The sequence below is a fragment of the Pseudomonas agarici genome, assembly GCF_001543125.1.
Classification (GTDB): domain Bacteria; phylum Pseudomonadota; class Gammaproteobacteria; order Pseudomonadales; family Pseudomonadaceae; genus Aquipseudomonas; species Aquipseudomonas agarici.
On the sequence record NZ_CP014135.1, the window covers coordinates 139,941 to 165,377 of the forward strand.

The 25,437-nt window shown below is 58.8% G+C and carries 22 protein-coding genes and 1 tRNA gene; 8 read left to right on the forward strand and 15 right to left on the reverse strand.

Features of this window, described 5'->3' with window-relative positions; translation table 11 throughout:
- Window positions 1-199 precede the first annotated feature (199 nt).
- The 9 genes from pqqE to AWM79_RS00635 form a co-directional block, all read right to left on the reverse strand.
- A complete protein-coding gene (gene pqqE / locus AWM79_RS00595; RefSeq protein WP_244159640.1) occupies window positions 200-1,345 on the reverse strand; it encodes a pyrroloquinoline quinone biosynthesis protein PqqE in 1,146 nt (381 codons plus the stop codon).
- The gene (gene pqqD / locus AWM79_RS00600) at window positions 1,338-1,613 is read right to left on the reverse strand and encodes a pyrroloquinoline quinone biosynthesis peptide chaperone PqqD (protein WP_060781911.1); all 276 of its coding nucleotides are present in this window, start codon (window positions 1,611-1,613) and stop codon (window positions 1,338-1,340) included. The genes pqqE and pqqD overlap by 8 nt, the downstream gene beginning before the upstream one ends.
- Window positions 1,610-2,362, reverse strand: a complete 753-nt coding sequence (gene pqqC, locus AWM79_RS00605; protein WP_060781912.1) for a pyrroloquinoline-quinone synthase PqqC — start codon at window positions 2,360-2,362, stop codon at window positions 1,610-1,612. Before pqqC ends, pqqD begins: the two co-directional genes overlap by 4 nt.
- Window positions 2,363-2,374: 12 nt before the next feature.
- Window positions 2,375-3,286, reverse strand: coding sequence for a pyrroloquinoline quinone biosynthesis protein PqqB (pqqB, locus tag AWM79_RS00610; RefSeq protein ID WP_060781913.1), 912 nt, complete (start codon window positions 3,284-3,286; stop codon window positions 2,375-2,377).
- An 86-nt stretch (window positions 3,287-3,372) separates the two neighbouring features.
- A complete protein-coding gene (pqqA, locus tag AWM79_RS00615; protein ID WP_010444206.1) occupies window positions 3,373-3,447 on the reverse strand; it encodes a pyrroloquinoline quinone precursor peptide PqqA in 75 nt (24 codons plus the stop codon).
- Between the two features lie 154 nt (window positions 3,448-3,601).
- Window positions 3,602-6,067 (reverse strand): pyrroloquinoline quinone biosynthesis protein PqqF, encoded by a 2,466-nt coding sequence (pqqF, locus tag AWM79_RS00620; RefSeq protein ID WP_060781914.1) that lies wholly within the window; start codon window positions 6,065-6,067, stop codon window positions 3,602-3,604.
- A 48-nt stretch (window positions 6,068-6,115) separates the two neighbouring features.
- On the reverse strand, window positions 6,116-6,910 hold the full coding sequence (locus AWM79_RS00625) for a carbon-nitrogen hydrolase family protein (protein ID WP_017129813.1): 795 nt from the start codon (window positions 6,908-6,910) through the stop codon (window positions 6,116-6,118).
- A gap of 14 nt (window positions 6,911-6,924) precedes the next feature.
- Window positions 6,925-8,607, reverse strand: coding sequence for a flavin monoamine oxidase family protein (locus AWM79_RS00630; protein ID WP_060781915.1), 1,683 nt, complete (start codon window positions 8,605-8,607; stop codon window positions 6,925-6,927).
- A gap of 280 nt (window positions 8,608-8,887) precedes the next feature.
- Window positions 8,888-9,349, reverse strand: coding sequence for an Lrp/AsnC family transcriptional regulator (locus AWM79_RS00635; protein ID WP_017129815.1), 462 nt, complete (start codon window positions 9,347-9,349; stop codon window positions 8,888-8,890).
- Between the two features lie 707 nt (window positions 9,350-10,056).
- On the opposite strand from AWM79_RS00635, the gene AWM79_RS00640 reads away from it, so the two are divergent.
- The 5 genes from AWM79_RS00640 to AWM79_RS00660 all read left to right on the forward strand — a co-directional run bounded on the left by AWM79_RS00640 (window position 10,057) and on the right by AWM79_RS00660 (window position 16,010).
- A complete protein-coding gene (locus tag AWM79_RS00640; protein ID WP_244159607.1) occupies window positions 10,057-10,893 on the forward strand; it encodes a hypothetical protein in 837 nt (278 codons plus the stop codon).
- Between the two features lie 190 nt (window positions 10,894-11,083).
- Window positions 11,084-11,779: a nucleoside/nucleotide kinase family protein gene (locus AWM79_RS00645; protein ID WP_060781916.1), complete on the forward strand. Its 696-nt coding sequence runs from the start codon at window positions 11,084-11,086 to the stop codon at window positions 11,777-11,779.
- A gap of 595 nt (window positions 11,780-12,374) precedes the next feature.
- Window positions 12,375-13,313: a LysR family transcriptional regulator gene (locus tag AWM79_RS00650; RefSeq protein WP_017129818.1), complete on the forward strand. Its 939-nt coding sequence runs from the start codon at window positions 12,375-12,377 to the stop codon at window positions 13,311-13,313.
- Between the two features lie 299 nt (window positions 13,314-13,612).
- Entirely contained in the window at window positions 13,613-14,923 is a 1,311-nt protein-coding gene (locus tag AWM79_RS00655) for an MFS transporter (RefSeq protein ID WP_017129819.1), read from the forward strand.
- Window positions 14,924-15,020: 97 nt separating this feature from the next.
- The gene (locus AWM79_RS00660) at window positions 15,021-16,010 is read left to right on the forward strand and encodes a M14 family metallopeptidase (RefSeq protein WP_060781917.1); all 990 of its coding nucleotides are present in this window, start codon (window positions 15,021-15,023) and stop codon (window positions 16,008-16,010) included.
- A 518-nt stretch (window positions 16,011-16,528) separates the two neighbouring features.
- Here the strand turns inward: AWM79_RS00660 and AWM79_RS00665 are convergent.
- The 4 genes from AWM79_RS00665 to rpsU form a co-directional block, all read right to left on the reverse strand.
- Window positions 16,529-16,605 (reverse strand) — tRNA-Ile (locus AWM79_RS00665).
- Between the two features lie 247 nt (window positions 16,606-16,852).
- On the reverse strand, window positions 16,853-18,700 hold the full coding sequence (gene rpoD / locus AWM79_RS00670) for an RNA polymerase sigma factor RpoD (protein WP_060781918.1): 1,848 nt from the start codon (window positions 18,698-18,700) through the stop codon (window positions 16,853-16,855).
- 67 nt (window positions 18,701-18,767) lie between these two features.
- Window positions 18,768-20,732, reverse strand: a complete 1,965-nt coding sequence (gene dnaG / locus AWM79_RS00675; RefSeq protein ID WP_026012955.1) for a DNA primase — start codon at window positions 20,730-20,732, stop codon at window positions 18,768-18,770.
- A 435-nt stretch (window positions 20,733-21,167) separates the two neighbouring features.
- Complete coding sequence (gene rpsU / locus AWM79_RS00680) at window positions 21,168-21,383, reverse strand: 30S ribosomal protein S21 (protein ID WP_002551877.1); 216 nt, start codon at window positions 21,381-21,383, stop codon at window positions 21,168-21,170.
- 195 nt (window positions 21,384-21,578) lie between these two features.
- Here rpsU and tsaD point away from each other — a divergent pair, with 195 nt between their 5' ends.
- A complete protein-coding gene (tsaD, locus tag AWM79_RS00685; RefSeq protein WP_060781919.1) occupies window positions 21,579-22,604 on the forward strand; it encodes a tRNA (adenosine(37)-N6)-threonylcarbamoyltransferase complex transferase subunit TsaD in 1,026 nt (341 codons plus the stop codon).
- Window positions 22,605-22,648: 44 nt separating this feature from the next.
- Here the strand turns inward: tsaD and plsY are convergent, their stop codons facing one another.
- Complete coding sequence (plsY, locus tag AWM79_RS00690) at window positions 22,649-23,218, reverse strand: glycerol-3-phosphate 1-O-acyltransferase PlsY (RefSeq protein ID WP_060781920.1); 570 nt, start codon at window positions 23,216-23,218, stop codon at window positions 22,649-22,651.
- A gap of 74 nt (window positions 23,219-23,292) precedes the next feature.
- On the opposite strand from plsY, the gene folB reads away from it, so the two are divergent.
- Together folB and folK are read left to right on the forward strand one after the other, a co-directional pair.
- Window positions 23,293-23,646 carry a dihydroneopterin aldolase gene (gene folB / locus AWM79_RS00695; RefSeq protein WP_060781921.1) on the forward strand — a complete coding sequence of 118 codons (354 nt, stop codon included), beginning with the start codon at window positions 23,293-23,295 and terminating at the stop codon, window positions 23,644-23,646.
- Complete coding sequence (gene folK, locus AWM79_RS00700; protein ID WP_060781922.1) at window positions 23,637-24,155, forward strand: 2-amino-4-hydroxy-6-hydroxymethyldihydropteridine diphosphokinase; 519 nt, start codon at window positions 23,637-23,639, stop codon at window positions 24,153-24,155. Before folB ends, folK begins: the two co-directional genes overlap by 10 nt.
- Before the next feature lie 25 nt (window positions 24,156-24,180).
- On the opposite strand, the gene AWM79_RS00705 is transcribed toward folK, so the two are convergent.
- Window positions 24,181-25,410: a multifunctional CCA addition/repair protein gene (locus AWM79_RS00705; protein ID WP_060781923.1), complete on the reverse strand. Its 1,230-nt coding sequence runs from the start codon at window positions 25,408-25,410 to the stop codon at window positions 24,181-24,183.
- Window positions 25,411-25,437: the final 27 nt, after the last annotated feature.

The following is a 25,437-nucleotide window of genomic DNA, read 5'->3' on the forward strand; positions in this document are numbered from 1 at the left end:
AATCAAGGACGTCGAGCAGGAAGCTCAAAGCAACAACAGGGACACGTAGGATTCCGCCAGGATGGTGGAGTGAAATGGATGTCAGGGAAACAGTCTGCAAAGCCCCGCTTCGGCGGGGTTTTCTTTTATGTGCCCTGCATGGGCGCGATTTTGTGGACTCATCGCAAAACCTCCGAACGGGTCGATCCGCCCATTCTGCTCAACCCTTGGCGATCAGGCGCGAGTTCCGTTCATTGCGAAAGGTCAGTTGCGCGATGGTCTGGGTGGCGTGTTCGGCATCTTCGCGAGCCTGGAGAATCAGGCCGTGGTGCGCCGACTTGCCGCACACCGGGTCCGCATTGCTGGCATCCCCGGTGAGCATGAAGGCCTGGCAACGACAGCCGCCGAAATCCTTGGTTTTTTCATCGCAGGAGCGGCAAGGCTCGGGCATCCAGTCGTAACCGCGAAAGCGGTTGAAACCAAACGACTCATACCAGATGTGTTGCAGGCTGTGATCGCGCACGTTGGGGAACTGTATCGGCAGCTGTCGGGCGCCGTGACAGGGTAGCGCGGTGCCGTCCGGTGTGACGGTGAGAAACAAGCTGCCCCAGCCGTTCATGCAGGCTTTTGGGCGTTCCTCGTAGTAATCCGGAGTGACGAAGATCAGCTTGCACGGGTGCCCCTGGGCTTCGAGCCGGGCACGGTATTGGTGGGTGATACGTTCGGCGCGCACCAGTTGTTCGCGGGTCGGCAGCAACCCTGCTCGGTTGAGCTGGGCCCAGCCGTAGAATTGGCAGGTGGCGAGCTCGACGAAGTCCGCTTCCAGGGCAATGCACAGTTCGATGATGCGATCGATCTTGTCGATATTGTGCCGATGGGTGACGAAATTGAGCACCATCGGATAGCCGTGGGCTTTTACCGCCCTGGCCATTTCCAGCTTCTGCGCGAAGGCTTTTTGCGAGCCGGCCAACAGGTTGTTCATCTGTTCGTCACTGGCCTGAAAGCTGATCTGGATATGGTCCAGCCCAGCCTCCTTGAAATGACGGATCTTCTGTTCGGTGAGGCCGATGCCGGAGGTGATCAGGTTGGTGTAGAAGCCCAACTGGCGGGCCTCGGCGATCAGTTCGACAAGGTCCTGGCGCACCAGCGGTTCGCCGCCGGAAAAGCCCAGTTGGGCAGCGCCCATGGCCCTTGCCTCGCGGAGCACCTTAAGCCATTGGTCGGTGCTCAGTTCTTTGCCCTGTTCGGTGAAATCCAGTGGATTGGAGCAGTACGGGCATTGCAATGGGCAGCGATAGGTCAACTCGGCAAGCAACCAGAGCGGCAGGCCGATTTGCGCCGTGGACGGCGAGGATGGCTCAGGCAAGTTCGATCCAGTGCTGTGCACGGGCGACCTCCATGAATTGCTCGATATCCTCGCCGAGCTCGGGCACGCCGGGGAATTGCTGTTGCAGTTCGGCGATGATCGCCGTGACCTGGCGCTTGCCGTCGATCAGGCCGCCGATCAGCGCGGCACTCTCATTGAGCTTGATCATGCCTTCCGGGTACAACAACACATGAGCTTGCTGTGCCGGTTCGTACTGGAAACGGTAACCGGGTCGCCATTTCGGAGTCTTTGCGCGATCGAATCTCATAGGGCGAGTCCTTTGTGCCAGACGCGCTGGGCGGTCACGCTGTGGTACGGCGGACGATTCAATTCGTAGGCCATGCTCATGGCATCGAGCATGCTCCAGAGTATGTCCAGTTTGAACTGGAGAATGTCTAACATACGTTGCTGGTCTTGGTAATGGGTGCAGTACTGGAGGGTGATTGCCAGCCCGTGCTCGACATCGCGCCGGCCTTGACCCAGACGTGTGCGAAAGTACTCGTAGCCGGCGGGATCGATCCACGGGTAGTGTCGGGGCCAACTGTCCAGGCGCGACTGATGGATCTGTGGCGCGAACAGTTCGGTCAGCGAGCTGCCGGCCGCTTCCTGCCAACTGGCGCGGCGGGCGAAGTTGACATAGGCATCCACCGCGAAGCGGACGCCGGGCAGCACCCGTTCCTGGGAGCGCAATTGCTGCGGGTCCAGGCCAACCGCCTGGCCCAGGCGCAACCAGGCTTCGATTCCACCGTCCGCGCCTGGCGCGCCGTCGTGGTCGAGCAGGCGCTGGACCCACTCGCGGCGGATCTCCCGATCCGGGCAATTGGCCAGGATCGCAGCATCCTTGAGGGGAATGTTCACCTGGTAATAGAAGCGGTTGGCGACCCAACCCTGAATCTGCTCGCGGCTGGCGCGACCTTCATACATCGCGACATGGTAGGGGTGATGAATGTGGTAGTAGGCGCCTTTGGCGCGCAAAGCCTGCTCGAACTCGGCGGGGGACATCGGGATGTCGCTCATGCTGGTGTGCTCCTACAGCTCGATACTCATGCCATCGTAGGCCACTTCGACGTTGCGCCGGCGCAGCTCGGCGCGCTGCGGCGAGTCCTCGTCGAGGATCGGGTTGGTGTTGTTGATATGGATAAGCACCTTGCGCGGCCCAGGGAGTTGCGCCAGCACTTCGAGCATGCCGCCGGGGCCGTTCTGGGCCAGGTGGCCCATTTCCTGGCCGGTGCGGGTGCCGACGCCACGGCGCTGCATTTCATCGTCGTCCCACAGCGTGCCGTCCACCAGCAGGCAATCGCTGCCGGCCATGATCTCCAACAGGGAACGGTCGACTTTGCCCAGGCCCGGCGCATAGAACAATTTGCCGCCCGTGTGGCGATCTTCGACGATCAGGCCGATATTGTCGCCGGGGTGTGGGTCGAGGCGATGCGGTGAATAAGGTGGCGCGGCGCTGCGCAGCGGTAGCGGGGTGAAGCGCAGGTTGGGGCAGGCCGCAATAGTGAAGTGGCCACCCAGCTCGATGCGTTGCCAGTCGAGGCCGCCATTCCAGTGGCTCAGTATGCTGAACAGCGGGAAGCCGGTGCTCAGGTCTTCCTTGACCATCTCGGTGCACCAGACCTGATGCGGACAGCCCTCGCGCAGGCTAAGCAGGCCGGTGGTGTGGTCGATCTGGCTGTCCATCAGGATGAGAGCGCGAATGCCGGTGTCGCGCGCGGCCCGGCCCGGTTGCATCGGGGCGAAGCTCTGGAGCTGAGCGCGGATATCCGGTGATGCATTGCACAGCACCCAGTTCAGGCCATCGTCGGAGAGGGCAATGGACGACTGGGTACGTGCCGTGGCCCGCAGGCTGCCCTCACGAAACCCCGCACAATTGGCGCAGTTGCAGTTCCACTGGGGGAAACCGCCGCCGGCGGCGGAACCTAGGATCTGGACGAACATGGCCGCGTTACTCACTCAAGGTCTGAAAATAAAACGCCCCGGCGAACCGAGGCGTTGCACTGCATGCAGTGAAATAAAAGCGCGGCTCAACGGTTGGCGAAGTACATCGTGACTTCGAAACCGATGCGTAGGTCGGTATAGGCGGGTTTGGTCCAGGACATGAATGGCTCCTTTGGGTAGGTGGACGGTTGGTCTCTATACATATAGTCCACCTGCGACCGGAGATGTTCAGATAGTTAAGAGGTTAATGTTACTCAATTTGACCTTGAGGATAGAGCGCCTCGGTGGAGAAAACCCCTGGCGGCCAAGGTACGATCATCTGATGACCCGCCAGCCTGAGGCCGGCCCCGGCCCGTTTGCCAGGCACAACCAGCCACCCTCGGCCTGATTGAGCTGCCCGACGGCCCTCAGGAGTTGTTCGCGTCCCAGGGTGCGAATGGCCGAGCCGAGTTGTTCGAGATAATCCGATGAATGGTCGGCCAGATGGGCCTGCCAGAGCAACTCGGCGGCCTCGTCCAAGGGCCTGTCGCCGACTACGAACTGTCCGGCCAGGGCTTCGCGCTGGGTGTCCCAAGTGGTGTCATCAAGGGCGCTGAGCATTTCGGTAAGCTGCGAGAGGAAGCTTTCGATATGGCCGAGCAATTCGCCGAGCGAGGTGGTCGGGGATTGCACGCTCAACAACAGACCGGTGCGGCCATCGATTTGGCGGACGGCGCTGAAGACCGCATAACCCAGTTGCAACTCGCCGCGCAGGCGATGGTAGAAGGGCATCTGGAGCAGGTGGCCGAGCAGTTGCCAACAAGCCTCGTCAGCGAGGGTTGGGGTGGGGCTCGGGCAGAACAACAGCAAGGCTGGTTCGTGGGTGTCGCAGGAGATTGTTTGCCAATGCTTTTCGCCCGCCGCTAATGGCGGCGCAGTCGGCTGTTGCGTGGCGCGACCGGGAACCTGGCTCAGCACGGCATTGAGCGCCGGCTGTGTGGCTGGCGGGAAGCCCAGTGCCAGTCCGTGCCAACTGGCGCCGGACCAGAGTGCCTGGAGATCCTCGATACTCTGGAGTGGTGCGGCACCCTTATCGAGTCGTGGTTGTTCGGACAGTTGCTGGAGCAGCTCGCGGATGGGAATTCGGGGGGGCCGCTCGGGGGTGTCCGCGCCGCTCTGCCAGAAACTGTCGGCAGGGTGGGTCAGTGCCTGCAGGGTTTGTCTGAGGATCGCCGGAATCGGCTCCCGGAAACCGCTCAGTTTGAGTTGCCAAGCTGTGCCGTGAATCGTCAAAGACAGTTCCACTCCCGCCTGGCGCGCTTGGGAACGCAGGGTTTGCAGGCCGTGGTCCAGTCGTGCATGCAGGGGATGAGTGTCACCGGGAGTGTCCAGTTGCCAACGCAGGTAAACCACGGCTTGTGTACTGTCGTCCAGGATCTGGCGATAAGCGATGGCTGAGATGTGACGACCCCGCAGACGGTCCTGGGCGAAGGTTCGCAGGCCCCGATGGGCGCTGGTCTGTCCACGGATCAGGCCCGGATGTTCGGCAGGCGCCGTGGACCGCAGGAAGGGATTGGCGCTCGGCAGTTGCCAGGACGCGGTGGCGTTATCCACAGGCGCCGAGGAGGTCTGGCGGAGCAGTTCCTTGAGAGCCGCCAGGCCCGGCTCGGTGAGTTGCGCCGAGCATTCCTCGCTGTCCCGCCGGGCTCGTTCCAGGGCGCTGCCACCGCGTGCCTTGCGGCCTTGCAGCAAACGATATTCCTGGCGTAGCGTCGGCCAGTCGGCATGGCTACGGAAGAATGCCAGCCAGTCGCCGAACAGTGTCTGGATCGAAGCGGTGCGGTTGGCGCCCTGGGGCGTCAATTGGAATTCGATATGCAACAAGGCCTGGCCGGCAAATTGATAGACCGGTGTGGCAGTCAGCGAATGTATCCACAGGCGCGAGCGCAACTCGGCCCATAGTCCGCCCGGTTGGTTGTCGTTCAGCCAGGTACAGAGGAAGTCCAGGGCCTGGCGTGAGCCGGCGGGCAAGGCTTCATAAGCCAGGATCAGATCGAAGCGCTGGCTGTCGAGCTGTGAATAACGTTGCCCGCTGGCTTCGAGCAACGTCGGCGGTGCCTGTTGCGGGATCGCTTGCCCAGGACGCAGGTCGGTCGTCAGCGCTTGGGCCAGGGCACGCAGTTCATCCGGCGACTGCGGACCGACCAGGCTCAGGGTCATTTGCCCGGTCTGGTAGAAGTCCTGATAGAAGGTTTGCAGTGCCCGCTGAAAGGCCGGTTCGTCGATTTGCAGGCTGCTGCGATTGCCCGCATGTACACCGCGTAACGGATGATCGGGAGATAGCCTGGCGTAGAGCCGCAACTGCTGCTGTGCCAGGGCGTCCCGCGACCAGGCGATAAACTCCGCCTCCAGCACCTCGCGTTCGCGCCGTTGCTCGTCCAGCGTCAGGCGCGCATGGCCGAGCATGTTGCACAAGCGCTGCAGCCCGCCAGCAAAGGCCTGGGGCGGGAGTTCGACAAAGAAATCGGTATTTCTGTCGCCTGTGCGTGCGTTGACCTGGCCACCCTGGCGCTGCGCATAGGCCATCAGCCCTTCGGCGGCGGGAAAACGCTCGGTGCCGAGAAAGAGCAAATGTTCGAGAAAGTGCGCCAGGCCCGGCCAGGCCGGCGGTGTGTCATGGCTGCCCGCCGCGACCCGCAGCACGGCCGCGCTGCGTTTGAGCTGTGGCACATGGCGCCACGAGACTCGCAGGCCGTTGGCCAGGATCGTCCATTCGGGGGTGGGGGAGATCGTCGCAGACATGAGCGCTTCCGTTACAAAGAAGCGTTCATGCTAGCGGATAACGGCGAGTCAGTCCCGACCCAGGTCGCCGTAGAGTTCGGGGCGGCGGTCCAGCAAGTAGCGGTTGCTGGACCGCGATTGCTGCATCAGCGAGCGATCCAGGGTGCCGGTGATCAGCGCTTCATCCAGACCGGCCTGAGCGATCCGGCTACCGTCCGGGGCGGCAATGCTGCTCTGGCCGCAGTACTGGATTTCGCCTTCATGACCGCAGTAGTTGGCATAGGCCACGTAACATTGGTTCTCGAACGCCCGTGCGCGGATGGTCACCTCGGCGACAAAGTCGAAGGGCACCATGTTCGCCGTGGGCACCAGGATCAGTTCGGCGCCGCCCAGGGCCAGGCGTCGAGTGTTTTCCGGAAACTCCACGTCGTAGCAGATCAGCAGCCCGAGTTTCCAGCCATTGAGTTCGACGACTGGGAAGTCGTCCGGCCCGGCGCTGAACATCGAGTGATCGAGGTCGCCGAACAGATGCGTCTTGCGGTAGTTGCACAGGCTGCGGCCACGGGCATCGATCAACTGTACGGCGTTGTAGATTCGACCGTCCTCGGCCCGCTCCGGGTAGCCATACACAATGGCGATATTCGAGGCCGTGGCGAGCGCGGCGATATGTTGCGCCGCCGCGCCATCACGGGCCTCTGCCAACAGGGCCGCGGCTTCGGCGCCGATGTTGTAGCCGGTCAGGAACATCTCCGGCACCACCAGCACATCGGCCCCGCGTGCTTCAACCGCCAGTTGTTGCAATCGGCGCAGGTTGCCCTTCACGTCCAGTGGCAGCGGCGGGCATTGGTAAAGAGCTATGCGCATGGATTCGACTCCGTTCAGTCGGCCAGGGCGATCGGGCCGATTTCAGCGAACACATCGCCCGGCCCGGGGTTCTCGGCGTGGGAGCTGCCGCCGAAGTGATTCATGATGCCCCACACGGCGTTGAGCGAGGTCTGTACCGCGCCTTCGACCCAGGCCGGTGTCCAGGAAACGTCGTCGCCGGCAATGAAGATTCCGCGTTGTTCGGCCAGCATGTCGGCCTGCATGAAATGCGCATACATCCGCTGATTGTAGCGGTAGTGGCCCGGTAATGCGCCCTTGAAGGCACCGAGAAAGTGCGGGTCGGCTTCCCATGAGACGGTGATCGGTTCACCGATGATGCGGGCGGCGATATCCACTTTCGGATAGATCTTCTTCAACGCGTCCAGGGCCAGCTTGACCCGCTTATCGATCGGCTGCGGGAGCATCTTCAGCGCATCGCTCATCCACGAGTACGACAGGCAGATCACGCCGGGCTGGTCGTCGCCGTTGTCGAACAAATAGGTGCCACGGGTCAAGCGATCGGTCAGGGTCATGCTCATCAGGTCGCGGCCGGTTTGCGGGTCCTTATCCTTCCAGAATGGCCGGTCGACCATGACGAAGGTCTTCGACGATTGCATGTAGCGCGTGCGGTCCAGGGCCATCCACATTTTCTGCGAAAACAGCGATTCCTCGCATTCGATCTGAGTGGTGAGCAACCAGCTCTGGCAGGTCGTTAGCACGGCGGCGTAATGGCGGGTATCACCCCAGTTGTCGGTCACGGCGAACTGGCCGTCGGCGGCGCGGTCGATGCGTTTCACCCCGGTGCGTGGCGCCCCATGGTGCAACGAGCTGAGGCTGGTGCCGGCCGGCCAATGGGCGCAACGCGGCGGCACATGCCGCCAGATACCCAGCGGCACCTGTTCCACGCCACCCACCACCAAATGCTGATGATCGTCACAGTTGGTCATCACCACGCGGAAGATTTCCAGCATCGAGTTGGGGAAGTCCGAATCCCACCCGCCGGTGCCGAACCCGACCTGGCCGAATACTTCGCGGTGCCGGAAGGACAGTTTGGCGAAGGCTTTCGAGGTGGCGATGAAGTCGTAGAAAGTGCGGTCGTCCCAGAGCGGCACCAGGGTGTTCCACAGTTCTTTCAGGCGCGGCACATTGCGGTCGCGGATGGCCTGCTGGATATCGCCGAAGCGCGAACCCTCTTCCAGGGCATCGGCCCAGGCATCGGCGACCTCCTGGAACAGCGCTGGCAGGTCGGACAGCTTTTGTGCGTAATGGGTTTGTCCTTCGAGGTCGATCACCGTGCTGCCGGAGGCCGGGGTCAGCGGGTTGGGAAAGGGTTTGGTGTGCAGGCCCAGCTTGTCGACATAGTGATAGAACGCGGTGGAGGAGGCCGGGAAGCGCATGCCGCCGAGTTCGGCAATGATGCCCTCGGCGCCTTCGAAGGCCTGGGAACGCAGGCGACCGCCCATTTTCGAAGCTTCGTAAACCACTGGCTTGAGGCCCAGCTTCATCAGTTCGTAGGCGGCGACGAGCCCGGCGATACCGGCGCCGACAATCGCCACTTCGGCGCCATGATTATGCGCGGGAATGCTGCCGAGCCCGGCTGGGTGCTCAATCCAATCATCGAAGGCGAAAGGAAAGTCCGGACCGAAGAGGGTGATCGGTTTTTTGCCGTCGGCAGGGTGGCGACTGTTCTGGTTCATGGCGGACCTAGCTGGCGACTCGAGTCGGGTGATACCCAGCTGGAGTGAGGATAGGAAAAGACGGGCACCATTGTAAGGAGCGGAACCTACGTAAATAAGGCGCAAAGTGTCGTCGTTTTGATCGTTGGCGATACTTTATGACGAACACAAGCTGCATATTGCAGCGAGAGCACCGATTCCTCGGCAGATAAGTCCGCCTCCTAGGGGGCTAGGTGGATATATCCGCGAAGGAACTCTCAAAAGCACAAACCCCCCTCGGGCATGTTCGCCCCCGCGCCAACTAGAGCGGTTGGCCTCGATCTACTTTGCTGCTGAGAATGATCGAGGTGGTGGTTTTTTCCACGCCTTCAACGCTGCCGATCTGGTCGAGTAATTGATCCAGTTGCTCCGGCGAATCGCTGCGCAACCAGGCGACGTAGTCGAACTCGCCGCTCACCGTACACAGTTGCTGGACCTGCGCCATGGCACTGAGGCGCCGGACCACATCCTTGCCCGAGCGTGGCCGCACCGTGATCCCAACATAAGCTTGCAGGCCGCCGTCCACCACGCGTTGCCCCAGGCGCACGCCGTAGCCAGTGATTACTTTGGCTCTCTCCAAACGTGCCAGTCGAGAGGTGACGGTGGTGCGGGCAATCCCCAGTTGCCGGGCCAGCCTTGCCACGCTTTCACGGGCGTTGATCTGCAGGGCGGCGATCAGTTGACGGTCGATTTCGTCGAGTGCGGGAGGGCGGGCGTCGGGCAAAGTGAGACTCCGGTTGAGCATGAGCCGAATAAATCGTCCACCCGGCTCATCAGATGAGCCGATTGTGTGATCTATTCCTTGGGAGGTCAAAGTGCCCAGCTCGAAATCTGCTGGTTGCCAATGCTTTTCTCAGGCCCTCAAGGCACGGGCTTGGACCATGGATCAAAAAATCACGAGCGAGTGGACGAGCGGATATGCCTGGAGAAAGCGTTCGTAAGCGAACGTAGCTTGGCATGGTTGGAAACCCGTATTGCCTGTTTTCGCACTGTTTAGGCTAACGAACCATACGCCCCGAAGGCCAGAGCTCGGCCTGTAGCCGCTAAAGGTCGATGATGATCAGTGCCCGAAGGACCCTGTGCGGCAATGACGAATTCTTCATGATCGCTCTGATAGAGTGGCTCAAAGTAGAAGAGCAATTATTTTGATCTCAAAAAAACAAAATTTTCGGACATGAAAAAATGCAGATTTATGTCTTTTTGGTAGATGGAACCAAGACTTGCATAGCTAGAAGACGTCATTTTCACGTCATCAGATTATGCTATAACCTAAATAATCATACGAAAAGCCCCTGAATGGCAAGCATGCTTTATACAAAATACTCGTGCCTGGCGCTCTTGGGCCGCTATCGGCAACTTTGTGTCACTGCCGTCAGGTTGCGAAAAAATACCTAATTAATTTTGTGCAGGTGCTTAATGCCGAGGTCTTCGTTGTCTCTCGATTTTCCACAAGCCACCCAAGCTCAGTTGGCGGCTTTGACCCAAAATATCCTGGATAATGACGAGATTAATCTCGAAGCTTATTGCCCAACAAACCCTGCACCGGACTTTACAGAAGAAGAACTGGCAGATTGTTACCGTCTTGCTTGGCAGCTCCTGACTTCCGGTATGAGCATATCCTCTACACGCCGCCTTGTTTTCACCATCGCTATTCGCCGCTCAGCTACGCCCGAGCAAGCCTTAAGCTTCAAACTTATGCGCGCACGCTTCAAGAAGATGCGTTTTGCCTGTGCTAACTACAGTGAACAACACGCCCCACCCGAAAGGCTGCACTCCATCACTCGTCTTATGGGTGTTTTCCAGGATGCGTACAAGAGTGGTCAGAATTTGCGCACCTTCTGGTTTGGTATCAAGCTTTGGTGTCGTCTTCGCAGCGATTTCTTTGAAGAACTACGTGAAATCCTCGTTAAGGCTGGACTTTCTACGGTAGAAAGCTTCCAGCGCTATATCGCGACGGAAGATCAGCACCTCGTCGCCGCGGTGCAAGAAAACCCACTTCTCACCGCTAGGCGGTTTCACGAGTTACGCAAGGTCATAAGCCGCCGCATAGCGTTGAACGATACCCGCCGGGCACTCCATCCCACTCCTGAGCTTGATGCCGTTTCGCGTTTCCTCGCCACCATAAATGGCCTTATGGGGGGGATGCATGATGATCTGGTCCTGAAAAAAACTCGTAATGAACTCGACTATGATAACGAGTTGTTTAAATTACCCGATGAAATAGCTGGCCGGATACGAGCATGGGTCACGACGCAAGGCAGTCTTTAACCTGTGGCTCAAGCATCGCATTGGCAGAGTGATGACCGACGTCGCAAAAGTGAGCCTGCGACGCCCCGTGCGGCGTATCGTCATTTGTCGAAATCATGTTATTTTGACTCCATGGCACTCTCCTAAGGTGGGCGCGGCCACACATAGACAGTTGCGGCGATGAGTACCCTATAATGGACAGTATAAAAATATGAACTATTGCAAAGTGCCGGGACGAAAAGTTCCGATTATTGCTATCGTCGGAACAGACGGCAGCGGGAAAACGACCGTAAGCCATGAATTATTGCGCTTCATGTCAGATTATCGTCCTACAACGCTGTGTCACCTGGGTAAACAGACGGGCAATCTTCGCAGGGCGATGCGAAAAAATCCTCTGGGTAAAAAAGTTGATAGCCGTATCAGCAAAGTTGGAGCCTCCGCACGCAAAAAAGGTATATCTTTCCCAGTCGCATTGGTCATGTTCATAGCGTCCATGAGACGCGTGATCCGATTCACGAGAATGTGTTTTTTTCGTGGCATGGGACGAGCCATCCTAACGGATCGATATCCACAAATTGTCGAGCCTGGGGAAATGGATGGTCCTCACTTAACGGGTCGAAAACTCACGGATGTCGGAGCAAAGATGCTCATGCATGTGGAATTCTGGCTCTATAAGAAGATGGCGGCAGTGACGCCCGATGTGGTTCTGCGACTAAACGTTGACCTTGAAACAGCCATTCGGCGCAAGCCCGACCACATTCCTGCTTCCCTGGAAAAAAAGATCAACGTTGTCCCAAAGTTATCTTTCAATGGTGCTCCAATCGTCGATATCGACTCTACACAACCTTTGGAGGTAGTTCTTGAGCAGTCCCGTGCGGTCGTTAGTGCTGTTATGAAAAATTATTGATTTGTAAAACTTGATGATTCAGCAAGCCGCAGCGTGGAGTTGCTCAGTGGGACCGTTCGCAGGTTCTTATGAAATGTATCTGCGCTCGCCCATGTGGCGTTGACAGCGGACCGGAATACTCATTTACAACCCTGGTGGCCTGAGCGGTTAACTTCATTTGTTTTATCACGCTCGGCTTCGCCTTATGTACCGAGCTAACGATAGCTCCAGCCGTTTCTTCCAGTTGAACTGCTTGGCTTAAGGTTCGGAACGGCTGCCTCAGGTCAAGGAAGCGATTTCTGCACATTTTTTCAAGCTATAGGCGTAGCCTTGATTTACAAGAGCGCAGTTTGCAGATGTTATTCAATGCGTCGATCTTGATGCTTGACCAACGTAGGCGGAAAAAATGGCCGTCGATCCTGTGGCATCAGAGCGATTGGTTCGAATGGTAGCTGTCAGCCACCCGATTGAGGTCTTCGAAGGCGGAGAGGTCGCTGGGCAACCGCGCGCTTTGTCCGTGCAGTTGATGCAGCGCGTCGGAGTCTCGAACAAAAAGTCGAGCCAATGGACAAGGAGATCCACTGCCACAAAACGATCACGTCTCTAGGAAATTACGATGCAACTCGAATGGCTCGAAGACTTTATCGAACTGGCCCGCACTCGCAGCCTGTCCCGTGCCGCAGAGATCCGTTGCGTGACACATCCTGCATTCGGTCGGCGTATTCGAGCGTTGGAAGAGTGGGTCGGCTCTTCGCTGATCGAGCGCAAACAGCCGCTGTCGTTGACGCCCAGCGGTCTACTGTTTCTCGATGCCGCAACGCAATCGGTGGAGTTACTGGGAGCGGTGCGGGCACAGTTTCAGGGGGGAAGATTGAGCCGTGACGAGCCGGTGCGCATTGCTACGGGCCGAACCCTGGCAAGTACTTTTTTCCCCGATTGGTACGAGTCTCTGAACCAACAGTTCGGCTGCTTCCCAGTGTCACTGGTTACCAGTGGCGCGCAAGAGGCAATAATGAGATTGTCCGCCGGTGACGCGGACTTGCTATTGATTTTTTCCAATCCGCTTACGCAGGTCCTGATTGATCCGGAGCGTTTCGACTCGCTGGTTCTCGCCAATGAAGAATTGCTGCCGGTCAGTGCGCCAGACGACCGTGGCCAACCGATGTTTCATATTTCCGCCAGCAGTAGCGCGTTGACGATCCCCTGGCTGGCGTTCTCGCCAACCCTCGCACTGCGCGGAGTGCTAGCCCAGCACTTAGCAAGATTGCCTCAGCCGTTGGCGTTGCGCATGATTTATCAAGCTGACTCTTACGACGCCATTCTGGAAATGGCTAAGCGAGGCAATGGTCTCGCCTGGCTGCCGCGAATGGTCGCCAAAGATGCCCTTGTGTCTAGCGAGTTGGTGATTGCGGGAGATCCAGAGTTTCAGATCAGCTTCGACGTGTCCTTGCATCGCCTGCGTTCCAATCAGAGCGAACTAGTGATGAGAATCTGGCAGGGGCTGGTCTTGCGCCATGCGGAATACGGCTCGAAACACGGCCCAAAGTTGCTGTGAAGCCAACTCAAAAACACACTAATTACGGACATTCGAAAACAAATCAGCGTTTCGAAGGTTCTCAAAGGGCTGAGCTAAACGGCATGTGCTGAATCAGCCCAAAGATGTGCCCAAACAGCAATTGTCATTGCTCAAGGCTTGATTCAGTTTGGTTCCGGGCTGAGTAGCGATTAAGACAGGATCTTCATTTGGTACTCGGTTGTTTTCACCCATAACAATTACTGCCATCGATGTCACCGAACCGTGTTGCGGCTCGGTGAGTACGGTCGCCGACAGTGAAACAGACCCAGGACTAAATCATGACCGTTCAATCATCCATCGTGCTTCCCGCACAAGCCTCTACCAAGCGAGGTCCATGGAAGGAAATCGTCGCAGCCAGTATCGGCAACGCTTTGGAATTTTACGACTTGCTGATCTATGGCTATTTCGCGGTGGTGATTGGGAGGATGTTTTTCCCGTCTGACAACGAAACTACTTCACTACTGCTCAGCGTTGGCTCATTTGGCATTTCTTTTTTGATGCGTCCGCTGGGCGCAATCGTACTGGGCTCATACGCGGATCGGGCAGGGCGCAAGGCCTCATTGACGATGTCGATTACGATCATGATGCTCGGCACAGCGATGATCACTGTCGTTCCTTCCTATGAGCAGATTGGCTTGACCGCACCGCTGCTGATTATTGTTGCTCGTATGCTGCAAGGTTTTTCCACGGGTGGGGAGTTCGGTGCCGCGACCGCATTCATGGTCGAGCACGCTGATGCTAAACGACGTGGTTTCTTCGCCAGTTGGCAGTTGTCAACCCAAGGCCTGGCGACTGTATTGGCGGCAGGGGTCAGTGCCCTACTCAGTTACACGTTGTCGGATGTGCAATTGAATGACTGGGGCTGGCGTGTTGCTTTCGGCATTGGTTTACTGATCGGGCCGGTGGGTTTTTACATCCGTAGCCAGATTGATGAAACCCCGGAATTCCAGAAAACCGTCGCGAACGTTCACCATAAAACTCCACTGCGAAATGTGTTGATCAAGGAGCATGTAAGCTTGCTGCTGGCTATCGGGGTGGTCTCCGGTGCGACGGCGTTCAACTACGTGCACAAGCTCTACATGCCGATCTATGCCTTAAAGCAGCTACACATCGCAGCCACCTCCTCGTACCTTGGGGCGCTGGTGACCGGGGCTACCCTGATGATCATGGCTCCGGTGTTCGGTGGTCTTTCGGATCGCTATGGTCGGTTTCGGGTGCTGACCATCGCATTGCTGATTACAGGTTTGTCGTCTTACCCGATGTTTCTGCTGCTCAATATCTTTCCCACTATATGGGTCTTGCTGTTGGTGCAAACCATTGTCGGCATTTTGATCGCTGCCGGCCTGGGGCCGATCCCCGCGATGCTGGCCGACATATTTCCCACCAGCATTCGTGGTACTGGCCTGGCGCTCAGCTACAACTTTTCGGTCACCTTGTTTGGCGGTTTTGCCCCGCTGATCGTGACTTGGATGATTGGTGCCACCGACAATAAGTTAGCGCCCAGCTTCTACGTCATGGCGACAGCGCTTATCAGTGTCATAGCGGTGATCTGCCTTAGCCGCCGTATGCGTCATAACATCTCTAACTGATCTTAAGTCGTTCGCTCCATTCCATTCTTAAATCACCGTATATGCCGCACCTGCAGGTTACTCGGCAAGCGGGAACTATTATCTGTCGGAGATCCAAATGAAGACCCTTGAACAAATTCGTGCGTCCCTGAAACCTTATCCGGTGGAAGTTGAGTTTCCCGATATCCACCCATGGAAAACAGGTAACTGCGGAATTGATTACGCTCACAGTTTCGACAGTGGCGTACCGGGGCCACACGTATTGATCATGGCGTTGACTCATGGCAACGAAGTCAGTGGTGCTATTGCGGTTGACGCCTTCCTGCGCAGCGGTTTACGCCCGCGTCAGGGCCGGTTGAGCCTGGCGTTCGGCAACGTCGAGGCCTACCAGCGCTTCGACCCACAGAACATCGACGCGACTCGTTACTTGGACGAAGACATGAACCGGGTCTGGTTACCATCGAAACTCGACGGCGATCAAAGCTCTATCGAATTGCGTCGGGCGCGCGAGTTGCGTCCTCTCATTGACAGCGTCGACCTGCTGCTTGATATCCACTCGATGCATGAAGAATCCGCGCCGCTGATGATGTGTGGTGCATGTATCAAGGGCATGGAGTTCGCCGCCACCCTCGGTGTGCCAGCAACAGTAGTCGTTGACTCCGGTCACGCCAACGGTCGTCGCATGCGTGATTACGATGATTTCAACGAGAGTGCGAGTGAGAAGAACGCGCTGCTGATAGAGACCGGGCAACATTTTTCACAAAAAAGCCGGCAGGTTGCATTGGATGTGGCGGCGCGCTTTCTGATCACGACCCAAGTGGTGTGTGAAGAAGACGTCGTACAGTTTCTAAGCAGCGTCAAACCCGACCCCCAGCGTTTCCTCCAAGTGACCGAATCGATCGTCGCCAACAGTATGGATTTCAGCTTTGTCGAGGACTTTCGCGGCCTGGAGCTGATAGCGCGCTCTGGAACGGTCATCGCCCGAGACGGCGATCGGGAGATTGTCACGCCTTATGACAACTGCGTGTTGGTCCAGCCGTCGCTTAGGCATCTTGGGCCAGGCGTCACCGTAGTGCGACTGGCCAGAGTGCTCGACATCCCGCTCTAACACCGCCTCCTGGGCTTGCACCTCGCGCTCGCAGGCCCGATTGGTGATCCGGCTTGAGGTGATGGGATCTTAAAGCAGTTGGCGCATAACGCTTATCGCATCGAACGCCAGGGCGGATCGATGCGCAGGTGTTTAACGAAATTAACCGCGGCAGAGGCTTCGGACTGACAATGCCAACCCGCGTCGTTGCGCTCCGATTGCCCGGCCGGATGATCGTGGAACAGGTGGCCGGATGGCGTGGAGCGCTCAATTGTTGCTGATGTTCCCAGTACGGCTGGGTTCGTCCGGACGCTTGTCGCAATAGCCGGTGATGATTTCAGCGGAGAGAACAGTCAGAAAGGATGTACCCAAGTATCCGATGAGCTTTTTTGGCTTTCGGGGTTTCGCTAGGCTGAGCGGTGGAGGACATGCCGTTCAGGTGGCGCTTGAGGGCTGCTTCCAGCATCATGCGTTCGGAGCCGTTGCGCTGGATACCAGCGTGGCTAGCGAGAAAGCCGCGCAATGCGCGGCTTTGGAGTTGGTGGGCCCACACGGACTCGAACCGTGGACCAAAGGATTATGAGTCCTCTGCTCTAACCAACTGAGCTATAGGCCCTCAGTAGGCCGCGAATTATAGCGACGGTTTCTCGCTTGCGCTATCCGAAAACTCCGAAAGAGTTATATGAAGAAAAGCCGCAACTGGTTCCTCGACCACCAGCGGCAGGCTGACGAGGTATACCCTTGGATCTGTTCACAACTTTGCAGCACTTCGGCATAGAGCGAAACCTAGCTGCAGCCGCTCATGAGGCTGGTCAGCAGATGAGCCAGAAAGCAAAACCCCCGGCGGGCCGGGGGTTTTGCTGTTACTCGTCGAGGAAGGAGCGCAGATGCTCGCTTCTCGTCGGGTGGCGCAGCTTGCGCAACGCCTTGGCTTCGATCTGACGAATCCGCTCGCGGGTGACATCGAACTGTTTGCCGACTTCCTCAAGGGTGTGATCGGTGTTCATGTCGATGCCGAAGCGCATGCGCAGGACCTTGGCTTCACGGGCGGTGAGGCCGGAGAGAACTTCGCGAGTCGCTTCCTTGAGGCTCTCGACGGTAGCAACATCGATTGGCGACTGCATGGTCGAGTCTTCGATGAAGTCACCCAGGTGAGAGTCTTCGTCATCACCGATCGGGGTTTCCATGGAGATCGGCTCTTTGGCGATCTTCAATACCTTGCGGATTTTGTCCTCGGGCATTTCCATGCGTTCGCCCAGCTCTTCCGGGGTCGGTTCGCGACCCATTTCCTGCAGCATCTGCCGGGAAATGCGGTTGAGCTTGTTGATTGTCTCGATCATGTGCACCGGAATACGGATGGTGCGGGCCTGGTCGGCGATCGAGCGAGTGATCGCCTGACGGATCCACCAGGTGGCATAGGTCGAGAATTTGTAGCCGCGACGGTATTCGAACTTATCCACCGCTTTCATCAAGCCGATGTTGCCTTCCTGGATCAGGTCGAGGAACTGCAAGCCACGGTTGGTGTATTTCTTGGCGATGGAGATCACCAGGCGCAAGTTGGCTTCAACCATCTCTTTCTTCGCGCGACGGGCCTTGGCCTCGCCGATCGACATGCGACGGTTGATGTCCTTGATCTCGGCAATCGTCAGGCCGGTTTCGGCTTCGAGCGCGCTCAGCTTCTGCTGGCAACGGACGATGTCCGGCTGCAAGCGGCCGATGGCTTCGGCATATTTGCTCTTACCCTTGGCCAGAGCAGCAGTCCAGCTTTCGTCGATTTCGTTGCCTGGGAACTGGCGCAGGAAGTCGGCACGTGGCATCCGGGCATCACGCACGCACAGCTGCATGATGGCGCGTTCTTGCTGACGCAGGCGATCCAGGGCACCGCGAACACGCTCGACCAGGGCTTCGAATTGCTTCGGTACCAGTTTGATCGGCATGAACAGCTCGGCCAGGGCCAACAGTTCGGCGATGGCCGCCTTGTTGTGGCGACCGTGCTTTTTCAGCGCCTTGGTGGTGATCTCCAACTGGTCGGCCACGGCGCCAAAGCGCTGGGCGGCGATGATTGGATCAGGACCGCTTTCGGCTTCTTCTTCGTCGTCGCTGGCCTCGGCTTCATCGTCGTCACTGTCATCGTCTGCTTTGACAGCATTGGCATCGATGGGCGGCGGAACTTCGGCGGCAGGCGGCGCAACGCCGTCGTCCGGGTCGATATAACCGCTGAGGACGTCGGACAGGCGACCACTCTCGGTGGTGACGCGGGTGTATTCGCCGAGGATGTGTTCAACCGTGCCAGGGAAGTGCGCGATTGCGCCCATCACTTCACGAATGCCCTCTTCGATACGCTTGGCGATTTCGATTTCGCCTTCACGCGTGAGCAGCTCCACCGTACCCATTTCGCGCATGTACATGCGCACTGGGTCGGTAGTGCGACCAATGTCGGTTTCCACGGCCGCCAACGCCGCAGCCGCTTCTTCGGCGGCTGCTTCGTCGGTGTCGGCTTCGGCCAACAAAAGGGCATCCGCATCCGGAGCACTCTCGAATACGTTGATCCCCATGTCGTTGATCATGCGGATGATGTCTTCCACCTGTTCCGGATCTGAAATATCCTCCGGCAGGTGGTCGTTGACCTCCGCGTAAGTCAGGTAACCCTGCTCACGACCACGGCTGATCAACTCTTTGAGGCGAGACTGCTGTTGCGCTTTTCCGGACATAACACCCTATCCACTGAAGGTCTTGGCGGGCAAAAAACAAGCCGAGGATTATACCCGAGCTATGACCTCACGCGCCAGTTGAGGTCGGGTTTGAGGCAGGAAGATTGCGTTTTAGCAGATCAAGCAGCAAAGATTTCTCTTCGGTGCTCAATTCGCTTTGACGCGACTTCCTGAGAAGTTGTTCCAACTTTCGCTCGCGCTGACGGGCTGACAAGCTAGTTATGGTGTCGAAAAACTGTTGTTCAAGGTTTTCCCCTTCGATCAGCCACTCCTTTTCCGCCAGGCGGGTCAGCAATCGGCCCTGTTCGGTGCCGTGCCAACGCGAGATCAACTGAAATGAGCTTAGCTTAGGATTCTTTTGCACGGCTTCGAGCAAGGCCACCAGAAGCTGTGTATTGGTGTTGTCTTCATCGGCGAAGTGACCAGCGGTCTCGACCTTCTCGGCCAGTCGCGGATGATGGACCAGGGTCCGCAAGGCGGTCAGGGTCGGTGGTTCGACGGCGGTCGGGACTCTCGGGGCACGTGGCTGGTCGCGATCAGCGCCGTGCTTGCCATTTTTGTTCCAGGGTTTCTTGTCCCATTTCTTGCCGCCGGCGCCTGGTTTTTTCGGGCTCCACTCCTGCTGGGGCGCATAGGCCTCCTGCGGTGGGTGGTAGTCCGAGTAGTCTGGGAGGGCGTCGTAGTCGATGCCGGGATCATAAGCGGGTGGTGGACCATCCATCGGGGCGCTGTGCGCCAGCCGACTGACGGCTTCGTGGGTCAGGCCGGTGATTTCCGTGAGGCGTTGACGCATCAGGATCTTCAGATTCGCCCCAGGAATCTGGTCGATCAGCGGCGCGGCGAGAGTGGCCATGTGGGCCTTGCCTTCCAGTGAGCGAGGATCGGCTTCTTCGGTCAGTTGCTGGAAGAAATAATCGGCCAGTGGCTGCGCGTGCTGGTTGATCCGGGCGCGAAAGGCATCAGTGCCTTCCGTGCGGATCAGGGTATCCGGGTCTTCGCCTTCGGGCAGGAACAGAAAGCGCGCACGCCGTCCGTCCTGCAGGCTGCTCAAAGTCGCTTCCAGTGCGCGCCAGGCGGCATTGCGGCCGGCCTGATCGCCGTCAAAGCAGAACAGCACGTTGGGCACGATGCGAAACAGCTTTTTCATGTGGTCTTCGCTGGTCGCGGTGCCGAGCGTCGCTACGGCGTTGCGCAGACCTTGCTGGGCCAGGGCGATGACATCCATGTAGCCCTCGACGACGATGATCTCGTCAAGGTTGCGGTTGTTCTTGCGAGCCTCGAACAGGCCGTAGAGTTCCTGGCCCTTGTGAAATACCGGGGTTTCCGGTGAGTTCAGGTACTTGGGTTTGTCGTCGCCCAGCACCCGGCCGCCGAAAGCGATGATACGGCCGCGGCTGTCGCGGATCGGGAACATCACGCGATCGCGGAAGCGGTCATAACGTTTGCCAGTCTCGGCGTTTTCGATCAGTAGGCCGGCGTCGATCATGGCTTTTTGCTGTAGCGTGTCGCTGGACAGGTGCTTGAACAGGTTGTCCCAGCCCGGCGGGGCAAAGCCCAGGCCGAAGTCGCGGGCTATTTCGCCAGTCAGGCCGCGACCCTTGAGGTAGTCCACGGCAGCTTTGCGGGCCGGGTGGCTTTTCAGCGACTGACGATAAAAATCGGCTGCCGCGGTCAGCAGCGGGTAGAGCGGTGAGTCGGTGGGTTGTCGCGGCTTGTGCGGCCGGCCGCTTTCCTCGCGGGGGATCTCCATGCCGGCGGCTTTCGCCAGCTCTTCGACGGCCTGGGGGAAGTCCAGGTTGTCGTGGTCCATGATGAAACCGAGGGCATTGCCTCCCGCGCCGCAGCCAAAGCAGTAGTAGAACTGCTTGTCCGGGCTGACGCTGAAGGACGGGGTCTTTTCCTTGTGAAAAGGGCAGCAGGCGGTGTAGTTCTTGCCGGCCTTTTTCATTTGCACGCGCGAGCTGACCACGTCGACAATGTCGGTGCGGTTCAGAAGGTCGTCAATGAAGCTCTGGGGAATTAGCCCGGCCATGGCGTTCTCGTCGTTGCTGCGCTGCAAGGGGATCCCGAAAGGGGCGGGACGTCGTCGGGGCGTGCAGGCATGTGCGCTGCTCGATTGCTCGTCGTCTGCTCAATCATCGTCGGGAAGTGTATCTGCCGAAAACTCACTGACCTTAATTTAATCAGCTTTTCAGGTTTCGATTTATAACTGTCGCTGTCGGGCGCACCGCCGGTCAAAATGACCGCACAACGCCGCAAGCTGGAAAGGGTGTGCTCGTCGGTAGCCTTGGTAGGCTCGTCAGTAAAGACGCGCACCACTGGCAAGAAGCCAGGTCTGACGTGCTGAAGCGGGTTCGTCTGGGTCGCATCGGCGGCTTTGACGGTGAAGCATCAAGCGATATCCGCAAATGCCATTAGCCCGGCTAAGAGCCGGGCTTGGCAGAAGCTTGCGACGGACGTCTGTGTATTAGTACAGACGAACGGCGCGGCGCTGTTCGCGCTGAACTTTCTTGGCGTGACGCTTAACAGCAGCGGCTGCTTTGCGCTTACGCTCGGAAGTCGGCTTCTCGTAAAATTCGCGGCTACGAACTTCAGCCAGAACACCGGCTTTTTCGCAGGAGCGCTTGAAACGACGCAGAGCTACGTCGAAGGGTTCGTTCTCTTTAACTTTGACGGCTGGCATCCAGAGCTACCTTCATTCATTACCGGGGTCGACGTCCTCAGGCAAAAGCGCACTGGAGATCGTCGGTTTTTAAGGGTTGCGGATGTTAACCTCTCATCGTCAGGAATGCAAAGCCTCTGATCGAAAACCACTGGTCTGAGCCCGGGGTGGCGACTATGATGCGCGCCTTCGAATTCAGCCTCAGGGCGTAAATCCATGCTAGTACTGGGATTGGAAACTTCCTGCGACGAAACCGGCGTCGCGCTGTACGACAGTGAGCGCGGGCTTCTGGCCGATGCGCTGTTCAGTCAGATCGACCTGCATCGAGCCTATGGCGGGGTGGTGCCGGAGCTGGCCTCCCGTGATCACGTCAAGCGCATGCTGCCGCTGATTCGCCAGGTGCTGGCCGAGGCCAATTGCCTGCCCAGCGAGATCGGCGCGATCGCCTATACCGCCGGTCCTGGTTTGGTCGGAGCCTTGTTGGTCGGGGCTTCGTGTGCCCAGGCGTTGGCCTTTGCCTGGGGGATACCGGCCCTGGGCGTGCATCATATGGAAGGTCATTTGCTGGCCCCGATGTTGGAAGCGCAGCCACCGCAGTTCCCGTTTGTCGCGTTGCTGGTCTCGGGCGGTCATACGCAGTTGGTTCGGGTCGACGGCATCGGTCAATACGAGCTGCTGGGCGAAAGCCTGGACGACGCCGCCGGCGAGGCCTTCGACAAGACCGCGAAGATGATCGGCCTCAATTACCCAGGCGGGCCAGAAATTGCCCGCCTAGCCGAACGGGGTGTACCCGGACGCTTCGTCTTCCCGCGACCGATGTGCGATCGGCCAGGCCTGGCGTTTAGCTTCAGCGGCCTGAAAACTTTCGCGCTCAACACCTGGCAGCAGTGTGTCAGCACTGGGGACGACGGTGAGCAAACCCGTTGCGACATCTCGCTGGCCTTCCAGCAGGCAGTGGTGGAAACTTTGACTATCAAGTGCAAGCGGGCGTTGAAGCAGGCAGGTATGCAGCGTCTGGTGATTGCTGGCGGCGTCAGTGCCAACAAGGCCTTGCGCGTGTCGCTGGAGACAATGCTCAGTGAGATGAAGGGCAAGGTGTTCTACGCGCGTCCTGAGTTCTGTACCGATAACGGCGCGATGATCGCATTTGCCGGTTGTCAGCGGCTGCAGGCCGGCCAGCAGGAAAGCCTGGCGATCAGCGTGCGGGCGCGTTGGCCGATGGAGCAGTTGTCGCCACTTTGACTGCTGGGCTGTGGATAGGGTTGCAGTATTTTCATCCGCGACGATCAGAAATGTCGTTCGCGACCGGCAAAGAGGTCGCGTAGATTGCCACGGTGGCGCCAGACGATCAGGCCGGTGAGCAGGCTCATCGGCAACAGCGCCGCCGGTTCCTGCCAGGCCAATAGCGGGAGGGTCAGCGGTGTGGCGATCAAGGCCGCGAGCGAGCTGGTGCGGGTGAGGTAGAAGGTCAGGATCCAGACGGCGATGGCCAGCAAGGCGGCGGGCGGGTAAAGCCCCAGCAGCATGCCGGCGGCTGTCGCGACGCCTTTGCCTCCGCGAAAGCGGAAGTACAGTGGGAGCAGATGGCCGAGGACGGCGCAGAGCCCGACCCAGGCCTGTTGTTGCAGTGACAGCCCGGCAAATCCGGTGATCAGCACGGGCAGCAGGCCCTTGAGCAAATCGCCGAGCAACGTCAGGATTGCCAGCTTCTTGCCAGCCAGGCGCAGCATGTTGGTCGCACCGGCATTGCCCGAGCCACTCATGCGGGGGTCGGGGTTTCCGCTCAGGTGGCTGAGCAAAATGGCAAAGGACAGAGAGCCGAGCAGGTAGGCGAGGATCGCCAGTAACCAAAACATGCTAACTATTCCGGGTGAGGATGCCCTGATTCTAACGGCGCATTGCGCCCTTGTCGTGCGGTGGAGAAGAGCGCTTGGACAGAGTGTTTATCGAGGGCCTGGAAGTCGACACCGTGATCGGTGCCTATGACTGGGAGCGTGGCATCAAGCAATGCCTGCGTCTTGACTGCAGTTTCGCCTGGGACAATCGTCCTGCCGCGGCGGGTGATGACCTGACCCTGGCCCTCGACTATGCGAGCGTGTCGGCGCGTATCCAGGCCTTTGCCGCGCAATCGCAATTCCAACTGGTGGAAACCTTCGCCGAACGCCTGGCACAAGTGCTGATGAGCGAGTTCCAGATTTCCTGGTTGCGCCTCAAATTGACCAAGCCGGGTGCCATTGCGGCGGCCAGGGGTGTGGGCGTGGAGATCGAGCGCGGATGTTGCTAACTCAGGTTTATCTCGGGCTCGGCAGCAATATCGAGCGCGAAACCCATGTGCGGGCCGGCTTGGAGGCGCTGGCCGGCTTTCTGTTGGATATTCGTTGTTCGGCGGTGTTCGAAAGCCAGCCGGTGGGGATCAAGAGCGGGCCGTTCTTCAATTTGGTGGTATCGGCGACCACTGACCTGCCGTTGCTGGAGCTGGATCGCCGGTTGAAGTTCATCGAGGCAGACAACGGTCGTTATGCGCCAGGTCGCAAGGGGTTGCCGCTGGACATCGATGTATTGCTGTATGGCGAGCAGGTGGGGAATTTCGATGGGCTGATTCTGCCCCGTGCGGAAATTCTGAAAAACGCCTTCGTTTTGTGGCCATTGTCGTTGATTGCGCCAACAAAACTGCACCCTGAAGTAGGCAAGAGTTTTGCAGCACTGTGGCAGGAGGCGAGCATCGATCAGGTGCTGGCACCGGTTGCGTTCGAGTGGTGTGGCACTGCGTTGACGCCGCCGGATCTGTTGTAGAGCCGGCTTCGGCACGGGTTGTGTTTCAGCCGGTGGCTTTTTCTTTGTAGGCCTTGAGAGCCTTCAAGCGCTCATGCTTGAGCGCTTCACCCAGCTCCGGCCCCTTGATGCCCTTTTCAAGCAGTGGCTGCACTGCCACCGCCTTGGCCGCGAGTGCCGCGCCGCGCAGATAAGCGGCCTGTGGATAGTCCCGCTCTTCCAGCCCTTGGCGGCCCCGGGCATCCATTTCGCAGGCGACGATAAACTCCTCGAAACGTTGTGGGCGGCGATAAACATCGAAGCTCTGTAATAACTCCAGCAAGGTCGAGGGCCTCAGTTCCAAGGCGCGATGGCCGTGGGTATGGTACTCGGCCACCAGCAACGCCAGCTCCTGGCAGTCGCGGGGTACCTTGTAGCGTTCGTTGACGGCCTTGATCAGTTTCAGTCCCTTGAACTCATGGGCGATATGTCTTGGCCATTCGCTCTCGGGTGTGAGGCCTTTGCCCAGGTCGTGCAGCAGGCAGGCCCAGCGCACGCTGAGCGGCTGCCGGTAGCGGGCGGACTGCTGCAGCACGCTGAGGGTGTGGAGGCCGCTGTCGATCTCAGGGTGGTGGGCTTCGGGTTGCGGGACACCGAACAGGGCATCGACTTCGGGAAGCAGTACCGCCAATGCACCGCACTCGCGCAGCACCTGGATAAACACCTGGGGTTGGTCTTCCATCAGGGCGCGGGAGATTTCTTTCCAGCTACGCTCGGCGGTCAGGGCTTGCAGTTCGCTCGATTCGGCCAGTTGGCACATCAGGGCGAGGGTCTGCGGTGCGACCTTGAAACCCAGGTCGGCGTAGCGTGCCGCGAAGCGGGCAACACGCAACACCCGTAGCGGATCTTCGGCGAACGCGGGGGAAACATGGCGGAGTACGCGGGCCTCAAGGTCTCGCTGGCCATGATAAGGGTCGATCAGCTTGCCATGGTCGTCCTCGGCCATGGCGTTGATCGTCAGGTCACGGCGGATCAGGTCTTCTTCGAGGCTGACTTCGGGGCTGGCATGAAAGGTAAAGCCGCCGTAGCCACGCCCGCTTTTGCGTTCGGTGCGGGCCAGGGCGTATTCCTCGCCGCTTTTAGGGTGAAGAAAGACCGGGAAGTCGGCGCCGACCGGGCGAAATCCTTTGGCGAGCATGTCGTCAGCGGTGGCGCCGACCACAACCCAGTCGATATCGGTGACCGGTTGGCCCAGCAGGCGATCACGAACCGCACCGCCGACTTTATAGATCTGCATGAAAAACCTCCGTTAGCCCCGCAGGAT